Genomic DNA, 17,347 nt, shown 5'->3' on the forward strand with positions numbered 1-17,347 from the left:
CAGGGAGGCGTACCCGGCCTGGTGGCCGGCGCGGTCTTCAAAACCGTTGAGCGGCAGGCACTGCCGCTGGCGGGTTCGATTCCCGTCCGTCTCCGCCATGGCTGACCCGCGGCGGCTGATCCCCCGCACGGACGCGCTGCTGGCCGATCCGGCGCTCGCCCCCGCCCTCAGCCGGCTGGGCCGCGACCGGGTGAAAGCCCTGATCGTCGCCGCTCAGGAGCGTGCGCGGGCAGGTTCGCTGCCGCCAGACGAGATCGTGGCCTGGGTGCTCGCCGCCACTCCGTCCTCGCTGCGACCGGTGATCAACGCGACCGGCGTCATCGTGCACACCAACCTCGGCCGCGCTCCCCTGTCGTCCGCCGCGGTCGAGGCGGTCGTCGAGGCCAGCGGGTTCACCGACGTCGAGTTCTCGCTGGTCACGGGCGCGCGGGCGCGGCGCGGCGAAGGTGCTCTCGCGGCTCTCGCCGAGGCGGTCCCCGGGGCCGCCGTACACGTGGTGAACAACAACGCCGCCGCGCTGCTGTTGTGCGGGCTGGCTTTGGCCGCGGGACGGGAGATCATCGTCAGCCGGGGCGAGCTGGTTGAGATCGGCGACGGGTTCCGCATTCCCGCGCTGCTGGAGTCCACCGGTGCGCGGTTGCGCGAAGTCGGCACCACCAACCGGACTCACCTGCGCGACTACGCCGAGGCCATCGGGCCCGAGACGGCGTTCGTGCTCAAGGTGCATCCGTCGAACTACCAGGTCAGCGGGTTCACTTCGGCGGTGCCGGTCGCTCAGCTGGCCGGGTTGGACGTTCCGGTCATCGTGGACATCGGGTCGGGTTTGCTGGCCCCGCATCCGTTGCTGCCCGATGAACCCGATGCTGCCTCTGTGCTGGCTGACGGGGCCGCGTTGGTCACTGCGAGCGGGGACAAACTGCTGGGCGGCCCGCAGGCCGGGTTGCTGCTGGGGCAGGCCGGTCTCGTGGAACGGTTGCGCCGGCATCCCGCGGCTCGGGCTTTGCGGGTGGACAAGCTGACCCTCGCCGCGCTGGAGGCGACTCTGCGCGGTCCATTGCCGCCGGTGCGTGCGGCTTTGGAGGTGTCGCAGGCTGTTCTGCTCGAGCGGGCCGAGAAGATCGCCGCCGCGTTGACCGGTGCCGAGGTCGTCGAATCGGTGGCCGCGGTTGGCGGCGGTGGCGCACCTGGGGTCTCGTTGCCCAGCGCCGCGGTGAGGCTGCCTTCGCGGTTCGCGGCCGCCTTGCGGTCCCGGGGTGTGGTCGGGCGGATCGAGAACGGGCGGTGCCTGCTCGACCTGCGCACCGTCCCGCCCGCGCGGGACCAGGACCTGATCGAGGCCGTGCTCGCATGCACGTGATCGCCACCGCCGGGCACGTGGACCACGGCAAGTCGACCCTGGTGCGGATGCTCACCGGGATGGAACCCGACCGGTGGGCGGAGGAACGCCGCCGTGGCCTCACCATCGACCTCGGCTTCGCCTGGACCGCGGATCTGGCCTTTGTGGACGTTCCCGGGCACGAACGGTTCGTGCCGAACACGCTGGCGGGCATCGGGCCGGTGCCCGCGGTGATGCTCGTCGTGGCCGCCGACGAGGGCTGGATGCCGCAGACCGCCGAGCACGTCGCCGCGCTCAACGCGCTTGGCGTGCGGCATGGCCTGGTGGTGATTACCAAAGCCGACCGTGCGTCTCCCTCATCGGCGACGACTCAGGCGCTGCACGAACTTTCGGACACCACTTTGGCTGGTTCCCCGGCTGTTGCCGTCAGCCACGACGGTTCGGGCCTGCCAGAGCTGCGTTCGGCGCTCGCCTCCATGACCTCTCGCCTACCCGCACCCGATGTCGACGGCGATGTCCGCCTGTGGATCGACCGGGCGTTCACTATCCGGGGCGCGGGAACCGTCGTCACCGGAACCCTCACCGCGGGCACGCTTCACATCGGCGATGAACTTCAGCTTTCCAGCGGCGCCCGTGTGCACGTCCGCGGCCTGCAGTCGCTGGGCTCGCCGCATTCCTTTCTCGGCGCGGTCGCCCGGGTCGCGGTCAACCTGCGCGGCAAGGACACCGTCCGCCGCGGCGATGCCTTGCTCACCCCAGGAGCGTGGCTCACTTCGTCCGAAGTGGACGTTGCCCTGCGGTCGGCCGGGAAGCTACACCGGGAACTCGTCCTGCACATCGGATCGGCCGCGGTGCCGGTGCACGTCCGTCCACTCGGGACTTCGTTCGCCCGCCTCACTTTGGCTTCCCCGCTACCACTTCGGATCGGTGACCGCGGGCTGCTGCGCGATCCAGGAGCCCACCGCATCGCCGCGGGCTTCGATGTTCTCGACGTCCGCCCGCCTTCATTGTCCCGTCGTGGCGCGGCCCGCCTGCGCGTCGAAGAACTCGCGGCAGATTCGTTTCTCGGCAAACGTTTCATCGCGGTCACCGAGGCTCGTGCCATGGGGTGGGCCGCCATCGGCCACCGGGTCGGCGACTGGCTCGTCTCCGATGAACACTGGAAAACCCTTGCCTCGCAGGCACAATCGTCCGTCACGGCATGGCTGGACGCCCACCCCCTCGCCGCCGGGATGCCAGCCGAGACCCTCCGCCAAGCCCTCGACCTGCCCAGCCTGGACCTCGTCGAACCCCTCCTGGACCGCCCGCTCACCAACGGCATCGTGCCTCGCGCAGCCGAAACCCTGCCGCAGCCAGTCGAATCCGCCATCCGCAAGATCGAACAAGCCCTCCGAGAGAACCCGTTCCAGGCCCCGGAAGCCGACGATCTGCGCGCCCTCGGCCTCGGCCGCAAAGAGCTGGCCGCCGCCACCCGCCTGGGCCGCCTGACCACCATCGCCGACGGCATCACCCTCGGCCCTGACCCTTACCCGCAGGCCCTTGAAATCCTGGCCACCCTCCCCCAGCCCTTCACCGTCAGTGACGCCCGCCGCGCCCTCAACACCACCCGCCGCGTCGCCATCCCCCTCCTGGAAACCCTCGACACCCTCGGCCACACCCACCCCCTCCCCGACGGCCGCCGACAGCTGACCTAGCGACGAGCACATAAGCTTCGGCTATGCCTCTACCGGCCGGGGTCAGCGACCTCACCAGCTTTGACCTGCTGCTCAGTGTCGCGAAGCTGGGGAGCATCGGGCGGGCGGCGGTTGCCCATGGGATTTCGCAGCCTGCGGCGAGCGCGCGGCTGAGAGAGTTGGAGCGGCATCTCGGTGTCCGGCTGTTGGAGCGGGAGGCTCGGGGGACGAGGCTCACGACGGTCGGTGAGCTTGTTGCTGGGTGGGCTCAGCCGGCGATTGAGCGGGCGACGGATCTGGCGGCAGGGATCGCGACCTTGCAGACCGACCGGGACAGTCAGCTCAGGATCGCGGCGAGTCTGACGGTGGCCGAGTATCTGCTGCCTGGGTGGCTGATCGCGTTGCGGAGCGCTGTTCCGAATACGGTGACCGCGCTCTCGTGTGGCAACTCCGGCGAGGTCGCGACCAAGGTGCTGCACGGTGACGCCGAGATAGGGTTCGTCGAGGGCCCGACCATCCCCGCGGGGGTGGACGCTCAGGAGATCGCCCAGGACGAGTTGGTGGTCGTGGTCGCCCCGGACCACCCATGGGGCAGCAAGAAGCGGGTGAAGGCCGAGGAGCTGTCGGCAACGCCCCTGGTCAGCCGCGAGCCCGGCTCGGGCACCCGCCAGGCCTGGGAACGCGCGGTCCACGAACAACTCCACCTCACCCTGGCCAAACCCGCCCTCGAAGTCTCCTCCACCACGGCGATCAAGGCCGCCGCGATCGGCGGCATCGGCCCGGCGGTCCTCAGCGCCCGAGCGGTGACGGCCGAGCTCAGAAGCGGAACACTAGTCCGCATAGTCATCCCGGGCCTCGACCTCACCCGGCGGCTGCACGCGATCTGGCCGCAAGGGCAACCGGTGAACGGGCCGGCCAAGGACCTGCTCGCCATCGCGACCCGGAACCCATAGGCGCGGGTTATGCATCCATCGCCGATCACTGTCTACTGCGGCGCGGTGACCAGGCCGAACATAGGAGCATGACAGCCACGACCCGACTCGGCCCGAACTGGTTCGCCTCGGTGATGGGCACCGGGATCGTGGCCAACGCGGCAGCGAGCCTGCCTCTGCAGTTCCCTGGGCTCCGCGGCGCCGCCACGGTGGTGTGGGCGCTGGCCGCGGCCTTGCTCATCACGCTGACCTGCGCGTTCGTCAAACAGTGGCGGCAGCACCGGGAGTACGCGGCCGACCCGGTGATGGCGCAGTTCTGGGGCGCGCCGCCGATGGCGCTGGTGACCGTCGGCGGCGGCACGCTCGTGCTCGGCCGGGACTGGATCGGGCTGGACTCCGCGGTGGCGATCGACTGGGCGCTGTGGACCGCGGGCACGGTGTTCGGCCTGGTCACGGCGGTGTGGATCCCCTATCGGATGATGACCGACCACGCCGTCAAGGCCGACAGCGCGTTCGCCGGGTGGCTGATGCCGGTCGTGCCGCCGATGGTGTCCGCGTCCAACGGCGCCCTGCTGATCCCGCACGTCAGCTCGCACCAGGGACAGCTGGCCCTGCTGATGTCCTGCTACGCGATGTTCGGGGTCAGCCTGTTCGCCACGCTGTTCATCGTTCCGCAGGTGTGGCAGCGGCTGGTCCTGCACAAAACCGGACCGGCCAGCACCGTGCCCACCGTGTGGATCGTGCTCGGCCCGCTCGGCCAGTCGATCACCGCCGCCAACCTGCTTGCCCAACCGGCCACCACCGTCCTGCCCGCGCCCTACGGCGACGCGGCGGCCGCGTTCGGCCTGTTCTACGGCGTCGTGACCTGGGGCTTCGCGGTGTTGTGGGTGGTCATGGCGGCCGCGCTGACGCTGCGGGCGGCGCGCCGGAGGCTGCCGTTCGCGCTCACCTGGTGGAGCTTCACCTTCCCCGTCGGCACCCTCGTCACCGGCACGAGCGCGCTCTACAACCGCAGCCACGCCGAGATGTTCGCGGTCGTCGCCGTCGCGCTCTACCTGCTGCTCGTCACCGCCTGGGTGACAGTGGCGATGCGAACCGCCTACAGCATGAAGGAGCCGAAGGTGGGTTTGCCCGAACGCCGGTACACCATGCCGACCACGCCGGAGTCCGTCGCCTGAGTGGACACCAGCTCCAGGCCGGACGGGATCGCCCCGTCGCCGAACAGCCGCTTGCCCGAGCCCAGCACCACGGGGAACACCGCGAGCCGGTACTCGTCGATCAGGTCATGGCGGATCAGGGTCTGCGCAAGGTCGAGGCTGCCGAGCACCTGGATCTCACCGAGGTCCTGCTCCTTCAGTTCGGCCACCGCGGTAGGCAGGTCACCGGCCAGCTGGGTGCTGTTCTCCCAGTCCAGGCTCGCCGAACCGCGGGACGCGACGAACTTCGGCGTCGAGGTGAGGATCTCGGCCATCGGCGCCTCCTCGTGGTCGGCCGGCACCTTCGGCCAGTGCGAGGCGAAGATGTCGTAGGTCCGGCGGCCGAGCAGCAGCGCGCCCGCGCCGGTGTGCCACGGGCCGATGAGCGCGCCGACCTGCTCGGTGAACAGCGGCACGGTCCAGCCGCCGAGCTCGAACCCGCCGGTCCGGTCCTCCTCCGGCCCGCCCGGCGCCTGCGCGACGCCATCCAGGGTGACGAAGGTGTTGATCACGATGGTGCTCATGCGGTTCTCTCCCGGGTCTAGGGCGTTGTCTGCCTCTGCGTCGAACGACCGGACCCGGGATCGACAGTCACGCCAGGCTGAATTTCTCCGCGTGCACCTGGCCGTTGGGCACACCGAGGGTGCGCAGGCTGGTGAGGACCGCGGCGGTCATGGCGGGCGGGCCGCACACGTAGACATCGCGGTCGGTGATGTCCGGGATGGCGTTGCGCATGACCTCTGGCTCGAACGGGCGCGCGCCCTGGCCGGTCCGGCCGGTGAGCAGGTGCAGGCGGCCGCGGCGGGCGTTGACCAGCTGCTGCACCTCGTTGAGCAGCACGGCGTCCCGCTCGTCACGCACGCGGTACAGCACGACCACGTCACCCGGCCAGCGCTCCTCCAGCAGCGCCCGGATCGGTGTGATGCCGACACCACCGGCGATCAGCACCATGCCCCACTTGGTGCGCTGCTTGGTGGTGAAGGCGCCGTACGGGCCCTCCAGGAACACGCGGCTGCCGACCTGGAGCTGCCGCAGCCCGGCGCTGGTGGTGCCGACGGCGCGGGCGGTCAGCCGCAGGTTGCGGCCGTTGGGCGCCGCGGACAGGGAGAACGGGTTGGCCAGCCACCAGTTGTTGTGCCCGGGGAACCGCCAGATGCCGAACTGGCCGGCCTGCGCGGGCAGTTTGCCGAGGTTGCGGCCGGTGACGTACACGGAGGTCGCGTTGTCCGACTCGGGCACCACGGCCTCCACACGGAACTGGTGAAAAGCGTTCCGCCGCAACGGGATGATCAGCCGACCGGTGATCAGCGCGCCGACCGCGAACAGCCACAGCGCCCACCAGTAGACCCGCGCGAAGATCGACGAGGCGAACGTGGTCGTCTCGATCATCTGGTGCACGAACGCGAATGCCATCACCAGGTACACCAGCATGTGGATCGCGTGCCAGGTCTCGTAGCGCAGCTTGCGCCGCAGCGGCCGCAGGGAGGTCGCCGCGATCACCACGACACAGGCCGCCGCGAGCATGCCGAGCAGCGACGCGGGCACCCCGGCCAGGGCGCCGAAGGTCTTCACCATCGACACGTTGTCCAGGGTCGCGTACCCCAGCACGACCAGGGTGGCGTGCGTGAGCACCGTCCAGAACATGGTGAACCCGACCCAGCGGTGCCACACCGTGAGCCGGTCCATACCGATCCGCCGGTCCAGCCAGGACAGTCGCGAGATCAGCAGCAGCTGGAACATCAGCAACAGGAACGCGTGCAGCCCGAAGAACTTGGCGACCGTCAGGATGTTGTTCTTGCCCGTACCCACTGTGATGAACAGGGTCTCGACGATCACGACGTTGACGACGACGAACGCCCACAACACCAATCGCGCCTGAACCACCGGCGCCATGCCGGTGCGTTGTGCCTGCTGTGTACCCGTCGTCACCATCTGTCCTCACATCCACGTCACGGCCTGCGCCACAAGCCGGTGCACAGTATGTACAGCCATATCGAGATTCCTGAAGCGGACATGAGGGGCGTGAACAAATTGCCTGTCCGCCCGGCAGGATGTCGCCAGGCCACCGGTCAGACGTCGTTGACCGGCAGGTCCCGGGTCTGCCGCAGCGGCAACAGGAACAGCGCGCTGAGGGTCAGCACGACCGCGGCCAGCCACATGGCGCCGCGGATGTCCAGCACGGTGCCGAGCACCGCGCCGAGCAGGGCGCCGAGCGGCAACGCGCTGTAGGCGAGGGTCCGCATGCTCGCCACGACCCGGCCCAGCATCTCGCGCGGGCAGTAGGCGTGCCGGAAGCTGCCGATGATCACGTTCGTGCCGGTGATGCCCGCGTCCAGCATGAACATGCCCACCGCGAACCAGACCAGGCCGAGGCCGTCGGTGGTGAGCGGGATCAGCAGGACGAACGGGACGGTCGTGAACGCGGTCACCACCATGCCGCGCCCGGTGCCCAGCCACACGGTCACCCGGCGGATGGCCATCGCACCGGCCAGCGCCCCGCCTGCGGTGATGGCCAGCATGACGCCGACGGTGACCGGGCCGGCGCCGACCACCCGCACCAGGAACACGACCTGCAGGGCCTGGATCGCGCTGCTCGCGAGGTTCACCGCCGCGGCGAACGTGGTCACCGGCCGCAGGTACGGATCCGTCGCGATATAACGAATCCCGTCGCCGATCTCGTGGAACAGCGAACGCCGCACCGCGGGCCGGGCGGGTTCCTCGACCTTCAGCGCGACCAGACAGCCGAGGGAGACGGCGAAACCCGCCGCGTTCACCAGGATCCCGGTGAACGCGCCGGCCGCCTGCGTCAGCACGCCGCCGATGCCCGGGCCCGCGATCCGGGCGGCGGCCTCACTGCCCAGGATCTTGGCGTTCGCCTCGGGCAGGTCGTTCCGCTCGACGACCGACGGGATCAACACCTGTTGCGCGGTGAGGAAGAAGACCGAGGTGACGCCGATCCCGAAGACCACGACCAGCAGAAAAGGGATGGACAGCACGCCCAGCCACTCCGCCAGCGGAACGCTGGCCAGCAGCGCGATGGACACGCCGTCGGCGGCCACCATCAGCGGTTTTCGATCGACCCGGTCGACCCACGCGCCCGCGGCCAAGCCGACCAGCACCCAGGGCAGCCAGACCGCGACGCTCAACAACCCGACCACGAACGTGCTGGCGTTCAACGTGGTCACCGCGATCAGCGGCATGGCCACCGAGGTGACCGCGGTGCCGGTCTGGCTGATCGTCTCGCCCAGCCAGAGCAGGCGGAAGTTCCGTTCGGCCAGCAACCCTGCGTAACGGCGCATCGCGGCAACCGTAACAGCCCGCCGAAGGGTCCGGGCCGGCCGGACTGACGGCCGGCCCGGACACCGGATCACTTCTTGACGTCGAACCTGTCGAGGTTCATGACCTTGTCGAACGCGGCCACGAAGTCGCGGACGAACTTCTCCTTGGCGTCGTCGCTGGCGTACACCTCGGCGACCGCCCGCAGCTCGGAGTTCGAGCCGAAGACCAGGTCGACGCGGCTGCCGGTCCACTTCAGCTCGCCCGTGTCACGGTCGCGGCCCTCGAAGGTCTCCGCGTCCTCGGACACCGGCTGCCACGCCGTGCCCATGTCCAGGAGGTTGACGAAGAAGTCGTTGGTCAGCGCGCCCGGGGTCTCGGTGAGCACGCCCAGCGAGTTCTGCGTGACGCCCAGCACGCGCAGGCCGCCGATCAGGACGGTCAGCTCGGGCGCGCTCAGGTCCAGCAGGTTCGCGCGGTCCAGCAGCAGGTACTCCGAGGGGAGCCGGTTGCCCTTGCCGCGGTAGTTGCGGAACCCGTCCGCGCTCGGCTCGATCTGGGCGAACGACTCGACGTCGGTCTGCTCCTGCGAGGCGTCGGTGCGGCCCGGGGTGAACGGCACCTGCACGTCGAAGCCGGCCGCCTTGGCGCCCTGCTCGACCGCGGCGACACCGCCCAGCACGATCAGGTCGGCCAGCGAGACCTTCTTGCCGCCGGTCTGGGCGCTGTTGAAGGACTCCTGGATGCCCTCCAGCGTGCGCAGCACCTGCGCGAGCTCGTCGGGCTCGTTGACCTCCCAGCCGCGCTGCGGCTCGAGGCGGATGCGGGCACCGTTGGCGCCACCACGCTTGTCACTGTTGCGGAAGCTGGCCGCCGAGGCCCACGCGGTGGACACCAGGCGCGCGACCGGGATGCCCGAGTCGAGGATGCGCTGCTTGAGCGCGGCCACGTCCTGGGCGTCGACGAGCTCGTGGTCCACGGCCGGCACGCGGTCCTGCCAGATCAGCTCCTCCTGCGGCACCTGCGAGCCGAGGTAGCGCTGGATCGGGCCCATGTCGCGGTGGGTCAGCTTGAACCAGGCGCGCGCGAACGCGTCGGCGAACGCGGCCGGGTCCTGGTGGAATCGGCGCGAGATCGGCTCGTAGATCGGGTCGAACCGCAGCGCCAGGTCGGTGGTCAGCATTGTCGGCGGCCGGTTGAGGGTGCCGTTCTCCGGGTCCGGGATGGTGTTGGCACCGGCGTTGTCCTTGGCCACCCACTGGTTGGCCCCGGCCGGGCTCTTGGTCAGCTCCCACTCGTAGCGGAACAGGTTGTCGAAGAACCCGTTGCCCCACTGGGTCGGGGTGGAGGTCCAGGTGACCTCGAGGCCGCTGGTGATGGCGTCGCGGCCCTTGCCGGAGCCGAACGAGTTGCGCCAGCCGAGGCCCTGCTCCTCGATCGAGGCGCCCTCGGGCTCCGGGCCGACGTACTTGTCCGGGTCGGCCGCGCCGTGCGTCTTGCCGAAGGTGTGGCCACCGGCGATCAGCGCGACGGTCTCCTCGTCGTTCATCGCCATCCGGCCGAACGTCTCGCGGATGTCGCGGGCCGCGGCCAGCGGGTCCGGCTGGCCGTTGGGGCCCTCCGGGTTGACGTAGATCAGGCCCATCTGCACGGCGGCCAGCGGCGCCTCGAGCTCGCGGTCACCGGTGTAGCGCTCGTCGCCCAGCCAGGTGCGCTCCGGGCCCCAGTACACGTCCTCGTCCGGCTCCCACACGTCCGCGCGGCCGCCGGCGAAGCCGAAGGTCTTGAAGCCCATGGTCTCCAGGGCGCGGTTGCCGGTGAAGATCATCAGGTCGGCCCAGGAGATCCGCCGGCCCCACTTCTTCTTGACCGGCCACAGCAGGCGCCGGGCCTTGTCCAGGTTGCCGTTGTCCGGCCAGCTGTTGAGCGGCGCGAACCGCTGCATGCCCGCTCCGGCACCGCCGCGGCCGTCCTCCACGCGGTACGTGCCCGCGCTGTGCCACGCCATCCGGATCATGAACGGGCCGTAGTGGCCGAAGTCGGCGGGCCACCAGTCCTTGGAGGTGGTGAGCACCTCGTCGACGTCCTTGGCCAGCTCGTCCAGGTCCACGGTCTGGAACTCGGCGGCGTAGTCGAAGTCCGGGCCCATCGGGTCGGCGACCGCGCTGTGCTTGCGCAGGATCGCGAGGTTCAGCCGGTTCGGCCACCAGTCACGGTTGCTGCCGCCCTCGGTCGGGTGGCTGAAGCGACCGTGCTGGACCGGGCACCCGCCGGCGCTCTCGTCGTTCATGTCTCCAACGACGGCGTCATGACTGTCAGACACGAGAATCCTTCCAGGTGTTTCAGGAACTGCGGGAGGAGGAACAGGCGGGGCACAGGCCCCAGTAGATGACCTCGGCCTCGTCGATGGCGAAGCCGTGGTCGTCGGATGGGGTCAAGCAGGGCGCGGGGCCCACCGCGCAGTCGACATCCGCGATGGCACCGCATGACCGGCACACGACGTGGTGGTGGTTGTCCCCGACCCTCGTCTCGTACCGCGCCACCGAGCCGGGCGGCTCGATCCGCCGCAGCAGACCGGCCACGGTCAGCGCGCGTAAGACGTCGTAAACGGCCTGGTGGGACACCCCGCCGAGCTCCGCCCGCACGACGCCGATGATCGAGTCGGTGTCGGCGTGCGGCTGGTCATGCACAGCGGACAGCACCGCGACACGGGGGCGCGTCACTCGCAGCGCGACCCCACGCAGCATGCGCTCGAAGTCCGAAGTGCTGGGCACGCCCGGCAGTCTGCCCTGTTTTCTGGAATCATTCAAGTTTAGGACCGGGCCAGTCGCGAACTCACCCGTCCGAACCGGTCCGGTACGCCGATACCCGGCCGGGCCAGGCCCAGCCGGGTATCAAGATCAAGCCGGACGATACCGCGCGTGACGGAACGACGCCCGCCGCCCCGTGTCCCACGTTCATCGCCCCCGTGTCCCACATCCGCCGCCCCCGAGTTCTCCATTCGCCGCCCCCGAGTTCTCCATACGTCGGGCTCGACGGAGATTTCGGGGTCCGTGAACGTGGGACACGGGGGCCACGAACGTGGGACACGCGGGTTATTCGGGGAGTGAGCGCGGGTCCTTGTGGAAGGACGAGACCTCCACGATGTCGGCCATCGTGGCGGACAGTTCGGTGTCCACCCGGCCATGATCTCCGGGATGTACACATCGTCCATTGTGGGCAGTGCCCCGCGGATGTCCTCGTGGAACGAGGTGAAGTCGAGGACATCCGCGAAGTCCGCGCCCGCCTCGCGCAGGCAGTCCAGCATCCCGGCGTAGCACTGGCGGAACTGGTTGACGTGCAGGAACGGGGGTTCGATCGTGGCGAGCTGGCCGCCGACGAACACCAAGTCGCCCTTGAGCACCGCCGCCGACATCGGGTACTTCGACCGCCAGGCCTGCGCGGGCGGGGTGATGCAGCGCTTGGGTCCGTCGCCGGCGTGGGCGATCACGCGGATCGAGACGAGGGCTGACGGCTTCCACGCCGAGCCGGTGACGCCCGCGAGTGTCCACACTGGAGGGTCGGTCGGGAAGGACGGCCGGCTTCGAGCACGTCCTCGCACCAGCGTGGGTCTTTGACGAACGCGAAAACGTCCACAATGCCCATTGGGCCCGCGCCCCACGCCGGCCAGGAGTTCGCCGATGCGTTCCAGAACAGCGTCCCGGGCTCCTCTGTTCAACGCGACTGTACGACGACCGTTGAACGCGGTCAATGCCGCTTAGCAGCTGCCGAAGCAGACCAGGGGGATCAGCGGGGCCGACAAGGAGGCCTCGGCCAACGCGGACGAGGGCGTGGCGCCGTGGAACAGGCGGTCGTAGTAGCGGGCCATCACGTCGACGGCGGCGTCATCGGCGACCCGCGCGACCCCGGCGACGACGGATTTCGTTCCGCTGTACAGGAACGCGGCGGCGAAGCCGAGCATCTCGTCCCCGGCGCGCACGATGGTCCGGCCGACGTCGCAGGCGGACAGCACGACGTGCTCGGGCGGGCTGGGCAGGGTGTCGATGTCGTAGGCCATCAGCGGGCCGTCGGCCAGGTCGAGGCGGGCGAACAGGTAGTTGCCCGGTTCGTGGTGGCCGTGCGCGGCGATGTGCGCGATGTGCCGTCCGTCCAGTTCGGACAGCGTGTCGCCGACCGAGGCGGCCGGGCCTGCCAGAACGGTGCTGCCCGGGAAGATCCCGGCGATCTTGCGGACCTCGTCCGCGGCGAAGTCCAGGTGCGGCCCGGCGACCAGCAGCGGGTCCTGAGTGGACGGTGAGGCCGGGGCACGGCGTGCGTACAACCAGGCCGACGCCGACACGGCCACCGTGACAGCCCGGCCGCGCAACGGCGGCAACAGACTCCACGGGATCGACGACAGCGGCCCGGTCGGCACGATCACCACATCCCGGTCCCCCACCATGTCCAGCAACGGCTGGATCAGCGTCGCGGTGAGGTGATCCACCTGGTAGTCAAGAGAGCCGCGCACCACCTTGAGGATCGACGCGGGATGCCGCCGCCCGCACAACGCGTCCAGGTCGCCGCGCAACCGGGCCACCGACTCCGCGATGTCCGCCGGCTCGCCCAGCGTCACCACGCGCCGGACGTCACCGGCCAGAACCAGCGCCCGAACCGCGACGCCGTCCGGCAGGAAACTGATCAGCGCCAGGTCCGCCGCGGCCAGTTCGTCGACGACTTCCTGGATGTCGGCGACCTGGGTGTTGGTCATGCTTCCGGTTGTCCGCCAGCCGTGTTCGCGGATCCGGTGCTCGAGTTCGGCGCTGCGGCGGCGGTCGGCGGGGTCGGCCCGGCCGGCCAGCTCCGCCTCCCGGATGCTCAACCCGAGCTGCCGCAGTTCCGCCACCGTGTCGGCGATCTCGGGGTCGGCGGGTGGCCGCACGGGCTGGGTCAGGAACGCCTGCGCCCGGGCACGTTCGGACCAGCCGAAGATCGCCGTCGCGCCCCGGTGCTCAAGAGCCGTGGTCAACCCGATGTGCGCCAGATCCTTGCCCAGCAAGGCCGTTCCGGTCCGCAGATCGACACTGCCGAACCGGCTGCGATGCTCGTCCAGCAGGGACAGCCCGGACCGGACGTGCCGCAGCGTCCGGGTGGCATCGCCCTGCGCGGCATGGAATTCGGCCCTGGCCAGCTGACGCAGCAACCGGGTGTCCAGGATCGGCCACGAAGTCCGTGGTCCGTCCAAGAAGGACACTGCCTCCTCGGCCCGGCCGCGCGCGATGAGGGCCCGCGCGGCCAGCAACCGGGCGGCTTCCGCGTCGGTGGGCATGCCCAGTTCGTCCAGCCGGACGGCGAGGCCGGCCGCCTTGCGCGCCACGAAGAACAGCCGCCGCCGGGCCCGGAAGTCGGCCCGCAGCCGGACCAGGGCCGCGATGGCCGCCCAGCTTTCGTTGCCCCGCCGAAGGAAATGCGCCTCGGCGCGGTGACCCCACGTGCGCGCCGCGGCCAGGTCACCCTGAGCGAGCGCCGCATGAGCACGGATGAGCTCGGCCTCGGCCCGTTCGTGCGTCGCGCGCGGGCCGTCCAGCAACTCGATGGCCGTGTCCAGCTCGCTGGCGGCCTCGTCGGCGAGTCCGGCTTGCAGCAACGCCCGCGCCCGGTCGACCGCCAGGACCGGCAGCAGTCCTTGGGCATCCGTGGCGAACCGTGGCCTGGCCTGGTCGAAAGCCCGCAGCGCCGCAGGAATGTCCCCGGCGAGGGTCTCGCAGTAGCCGAGATTCAGCTGTGATTTCGCGACCAGCAAAGGCAGGTCCGCATCCCTTGCGACCTGCTGGCACTGGATCAGGTCGGCGCGGGCGAGCCGGACCCGGCCGGCCAGGCTGTGCAGCATGGCCCGGTTGAGCAACGCCGACGCCACCCCATAGTGGTCGGATGTGCCGCTGTGCAACGGGATTCCCTCGTTGAGGTACCGCAGCGCGTCGTCCATCCGGCCGACGAGCATGCACAGCAGCCCTCGCTGCAACAGCAGGATGCCGCGATCCTCCGGCGCGGTCAGGGCCTCCGCCGAGTCCAGCGTCTCGAACCCGGCCTGGCTCTCGCCCAGCTGGACCTGGGCGGCGGCCAGGCTGATCAGGATCCGCGCGGCCAGCGGGCCCTGCCGGCCGAGCAGCTCCAGTCCTTTGTGGAACAGCCGGGCCCCGTCCGCGGGCCGGCCGCCGCCGATCGCCGCCAGCCCACGGGTATGCAGGTCGCGCGCGCGATCCTCGGCGGTGCGCATCTCAGAGGTCGATCGCCGGGGTGATCATCGGAACGTCGGTGAGCACGGCGATCTGCGCCAGCCCATGCGGCACATGGTCGAACGAGAACCGGCCACCCGGGTCGGACGACGTCGTCAGGGTCCCGGACGTCCCCCGCAACTCCACCCGGTAAGCCGCCGCCGGGGTGAACCAGCCGTCCACGCGAAGGGTGCCATCGGGGGCCGGGGTCATGTTCACCATGATCGTCACGGTGTTCCCGTTGAACGTGATCAGCCGAGCCTGTTCGTCGTCACCGCGGGCCACGGCGCCCTCGCGGGGCCGGACCGGGCGCAGGATCTCCCCATCCGGCTCGGCCATCGACAGCGCGAACTCCACCCGGTCGACCAGGTCCGGCGGCTCCGGGTCGGCCTCGTCGTAGACCTCGCGAATCCCGGTCAGGAGGGCCTCGTCGTCCACGGTCATCCCTCACCCTCCACAAGCAGCCGTTGCAACTGCGTGAGACATCGGCTGCGATTCGGGCCGACTGAACTGCGTGGCATGCCCAGTTCGCGACCGACCTTCGTGTAGTCCGGCCGGTGCGTGAACGCCACGATCCGCAACAACCGCCGGCACTTCTCCGGCAACCGGCCCAACGCGGCCCACAGCTTGGCGTTGCGGTCGGACACCACCACCCGCTCGTCCGGTCCCGGACCGGGATCCAAGGTGTCCAAAGTGGACGTGTCGGCCACCGGTTCGGCCCGCTGCGCCCGGCTGGTGTGCCAGGCCTCCCGCTTGGTCACGGTGACCAGCCAGCCCACCAGCGCGGCCGGGTCACGGATGGCGGACAACGACGTCAGCAGCGTCAGCCAGGTGGACTGCACCACGTCCGAGCTGCTGTCGCGGTCCAGCCCCTGCGCCCGCGCCACGTGCCAGAGCATCGGCGTCAGCTCGCGCACGATCGTGTTGAGGCTGTCCCGGTCGCCGCCGCGCGCCGCGACGAACAGCGTGGCCAGCCGGTCAGAGTCCGTCTGGTTCGTCATGGACGTCCTTCTTCACAGCGCAGACGGCCTGCTCGATGCGGTCCATGGTGGCTTTCACCCCGATATCGGCGAGCGAGTAAGAACTGTTGTTGTCCCACAGCTTCCTGGCGATCAGCCCGGCGATGTGCGGCGCCGCCATGGACGTCCCGCAGACCGCCGCGAAGCTCGACGGCGCGGTGTCCAGATCGACGCCCTGGCGGGTCTTGGTGACCCGGCTCGGCCCGAGCGGCCCGTCGATCCGCGGGAACGTGGTGACGACGAACGCGCCACTGGCCTGGCAGGTGGCGTTGCGGCCGCCGTTGGCGAACCACGCCGTCGAGCCGTTGGGATTCGTGGCGCCGACACCGATGACACGTGGACCGGTCCAGGACGGGTACTTGATCTCGTCGCAGAGCGCGGCCGGATAGAACGGGCGGGACGTGGAGTCATTGCCCGCGGCGGCGACCACGAGCACGCCCAGGCCGGCCAGCGCCCGGATGGCCTCCTCCAGCATCGCCGGCTTGTCGTCGGCGACGTAGTCCCCCATGGACAACGTCACGATGTCGACCATGTCGGTCATGGTGCCGCCGGGCTGCTGCGCGGCGCGGACCCGGGCGACCAGCAGCCACAACGCCAGCACCAGGTCCGCGTGCGTGGCGACGTTGCTGGCCTGCAGGGCGCGGATGACCAGCACGTCCGCGTCCGGGGCGAGCTGGTGCAGGATCCCGGCGATCGCGGTGCCGTGCCCGTAGCCCGGGCCGATCTGCTCGGTCACGTCGTCGCAGTACATCGGCCCGTCGATGTACCCGTTGGTCAGGATCTCGGTGGGCACGTAGGTGCCGAGGTGCGCCTGCTGGGCCTGGATCGCCTGCGTGGACTGCGGGAAGTCGCGGAGGAACCCGCCCTGCGGCATGGCTCCGACCTTGTCGAGACCGAACCACTTGTGCGGCGCCACCCCGCTGTCGATCATCGCCACGACCGGCCTGCGCGCCCCGGACTTCGGCTGCGACCGCTGGGGCTGCGGTCCGTGGTAGACGACCGGGACCAGCTGGTAGGTCAGCCCGGCGGACCCCGAGTTCGGGTCGCGGATGTCGTGCGGGCTGTAGGTCGGCACGCCCTGCAGGTCGGTGCCCGCGAACAGGTACTCCAGGCTGATCAGCCGCGTCTGTTGCTGTTCCTCCTCGGTGAAGTACTCCTTCTCCTTGCGCGCCCGGGCACGCTCCGACCGGCGCTCGGCCAGCCGGATCGCCTGCACCGCGGCGGCGGCGTCCACCTTGCCGGGCTGCTCACCGCGCACGTTCAACGGCACCGGCACCGGCACCATGCCCCGCTGCTCGTCGGTGAGACCACCCAGCCCTTCCGGGACCACCGGGTCGGGCAGCCGCCCCTCTTTCTCCTCCGGGTCGGGCTGCCGGATGGTGCTTGTGCCCAGCAGGGCGTCGACCTTGCCGAGCAGGTCCCCCTTCGAGAACATCGACAGCGGCAAGGTCAGCACCCCGGTCCGGTAGATCGCGGGCTGGGGCATGGGCAGGTCGTAGCCCGGCGGCGGTGTGACCTCCGCAGGGTCCAGCACCTTGGCGCCGTATCGATCGAGAACCCATTGCGGCAGCTGGGGAACGAACGTGGTCGAGGTGTGCTGCCCATCCTCGGGCAGGTCGAAGCGGACCGTCGTCATCGCGGTGCCTTTCTGGGCGGCATGACCA

14 protein-coding genes and 1 tRNA gene are annotated in these 17,347 nt (G+C 70.1%); 5 read left to right on the plus strand and 10 right to left on the minus strand.

Annotated elements, in window-relative coordinates; genetic code table 11:
• Nucleotides 1-3 precede the first annotated feature (3 nt).
• The 5 genes from AB0J95_RS17600 (at nucleotide 4) to AB0J95_RS17620 (ending at nucleotide 5,119) form a co-directional block, all read left to right on the plus strand.
• Nucleotides 4-98 (plus strand) — tRNA-Sec (locus tag AB0J95_RS17600).
• Nucleotides 98-1,357 carry an L-seryl-tRNA(Sec) selenium transferase gene (selA, locus tag AB0J95_RS17605; RefSeq protein ID WP_364758230.1) on the plus strand — a complete coding sequence of 420 codons (1,260 nt, stop codon included), beginning with the start codon at nucleotides 98-100 and terminating at the stop codon, nucleotides 1,355-1,357. The genes AB0J95_RS17600 and selA overlap by 1 nt, the downstream gene beginning before the upstream one ends.
• Nucleotides 1,348-3,030 carry a SelB C-terminal domain-containing protein gene (locus tag AB0J95_RS17610; protein WP_364758232.1) on the plus strand — a complete coding sequence of 561 codons (1,683 nt, stop codon included), beginning with the start codon at nucleotides 1,348-1,350 and terminating at the stop codon, nucleotides 3,028-3,030. Before selA ends, AB0J95_RS17610 begins: the two co-directional genes overlap by 10 nt.
• A gap of 23 nt (nucleotides 3,031-3,053) precedes the next feature.
• Nucleotides 3,054-3,962: a LysR family transcriptional regulator gene (locus AB0J95_RS17615; protein ID WP_364758234.1), complete on the plus strand. Its 909-nt coding sequence runs from the start codon at nucleotides 3,054-3,056 to the stop codon at nucleotides 3,960-3,962.
• A 68-nt stretch (nucleotides 3,963-4,030) separates the two neighbouring features.
• On the plus strand, nucleotides 4,031-5,119 hold the full coding sequence (locus AB0J95_RS17620; protein WP_364758236.1) for a TDT family transporter: 1,089 nt from the start codon (nucleotides 4,031-4,033) through the stop codon (nucleotides 5,117-5,119).
• Here the strand turns inward: AB0J95_RS17620 and AB0J95_RS17625 are convergent.
• The 10 genes from AB0J95_RS17625 to AB0J95_RS17670 form a co-directional block, all read right to left on the minus strand.
• A complete protein-coding gene (locus AB0J95_RS17625; protein ID WP_364758237.1) occupies nucleotides 5,041-5,661 on the minus strand; it encodes a dihydrofolate reductase family protein in 621 nt (206 codons plus the stop codon). The two genes, AB0J95_RS17620 and AB0J95_RS17625, sit on opposite strands and share 79 nt — an antisense overlap.
• Nucleotides 5,662-5,728: 67 nt before the next feature.
• Nucleotides 5,729-7,069 (minus strand): ferredoxin reductase family protein, encoded by a 1,341-nt coding sequence (locus tag AB0J95_RS17630; RefSeq protein ID WP_364758239.1) that lies wholly within the window; start codon nucleotides 7,067-7,069, stop codon nucleotides 5,729-5,731.
• Nucleotides 7,070-7,206: 137 nt separating this feature from the next.
• Nucleotides 7,207-8,436: an MFS transporter gene (locus AB0J95_RS17635; protein WP_364758241.1), complete on the minus strand. Its 1,230-nt coding sequence runs from the start codon at nucleotides 8,434-8,436 to the stop codon at nucleotides 7,207-7,209.
• A 68-nt stretch (nucleotides 8,437-8,504) separates the two neighbouring features.
• Complete coding sequence (gene katG / locus AB0J95_RS17640; RefSeq protein ID WP_364758243.1) at nucleotides 8,505-10,736, minus strand: catalase/peroxidase HPI; 2,232 nt, start codon at nucleotides 10,734-10,736, stop codon at nucleotides 8,505-8,507.
• A gap of 19 nt (nucleotides 10,737-10,755) precedes the next feature.
• Nucleotides 10,756-11,187 (minus strand): Fur family transcriptional regulator, encoded by a 432-nt coding sequence (locus AB0J95_RS17645; protein WP_364758245.1) that lies wholly within the window; start codon nucleotides 11,185-11,187, stop codon nucleotides 10,756-10,758.
• Nucleotides 11,188-11,225: 38 nt separating this feature from the next.
• Nucleotides 11,226-11,966, minus strand: coding sequence for a Rid family hydrolase (locus tag AB0J95_RS17650; protein ID WP_364758246.1), 741 nt, complete (start codon nucleotides 11,964-11,966; stop codon nucleotides 11,226-11,228).
• 204 nt (nucleotides 11,967-12,170) lie between these two features.
• Nucleotides 12,171-14,666 (minus strand): CHAT domain-containing tetratricopeptide repeat protein, encoded by a 2,496-nt coding sequence (locus AB0J95_RS17655; RefSeq protein WP_364758248.1) that lies wholly within the window; start codon nucleotides 14,664-14,666, stop codon nucleotides 12,171-12,173.
• Nucleotide 14,667: 1 nt separating this feature from the next.
• On the minus strand, nucleotides 14,668-15,108 hold the full coding sequence (locus tag AB0J95_RS17660; RefSeq protein ID WP_364758250.1) for a hypothetical protein: 441 nt from the start codon (nucleotides 15,106-15,108) through the stop codon (nucleotides 14,668-14,670).
• A complete protein-coding gene (locus AB0J95_RS17665) occupies nucleotides 15,105-15,665 on the minus strand; it encodes a sigma-70 family RNA polymerase sigma factor (protein WP_364758252.1) in 561 nt (186 codons plus the stop codon). The genes AB0J95_RS17660 and AB0J95_RS17665 overlap by 4 nt, the downstream gene beginning before the upstream one ends.
• A complete protein-coding gene (locus tag AB0J95_RS17670) occupies nucleotides 15,643-17,319 on the minus strand; it encodes a S8/S53 family peptidase (protein WP_364758253.1) in 1,677 nt (558 codons plus the stop codon). The genes AB0J95_RS17665 and AB0J95_RS17670 overlap by 23 nt, the downstream gene beginning before the upstream one ends.
• Nucleotides 17,320-17,347 lie beyond the last annotated feature (28 nt).

It is taken from the genome of Actinocrispum sp. NPDC049592, assembly GCF_040675465.1.
GTDB lineage: Bacteria > Actinomycetota > Actinomycetes > Mycobacteriales > Pseudonocardiaceae > Kibdelosporangium.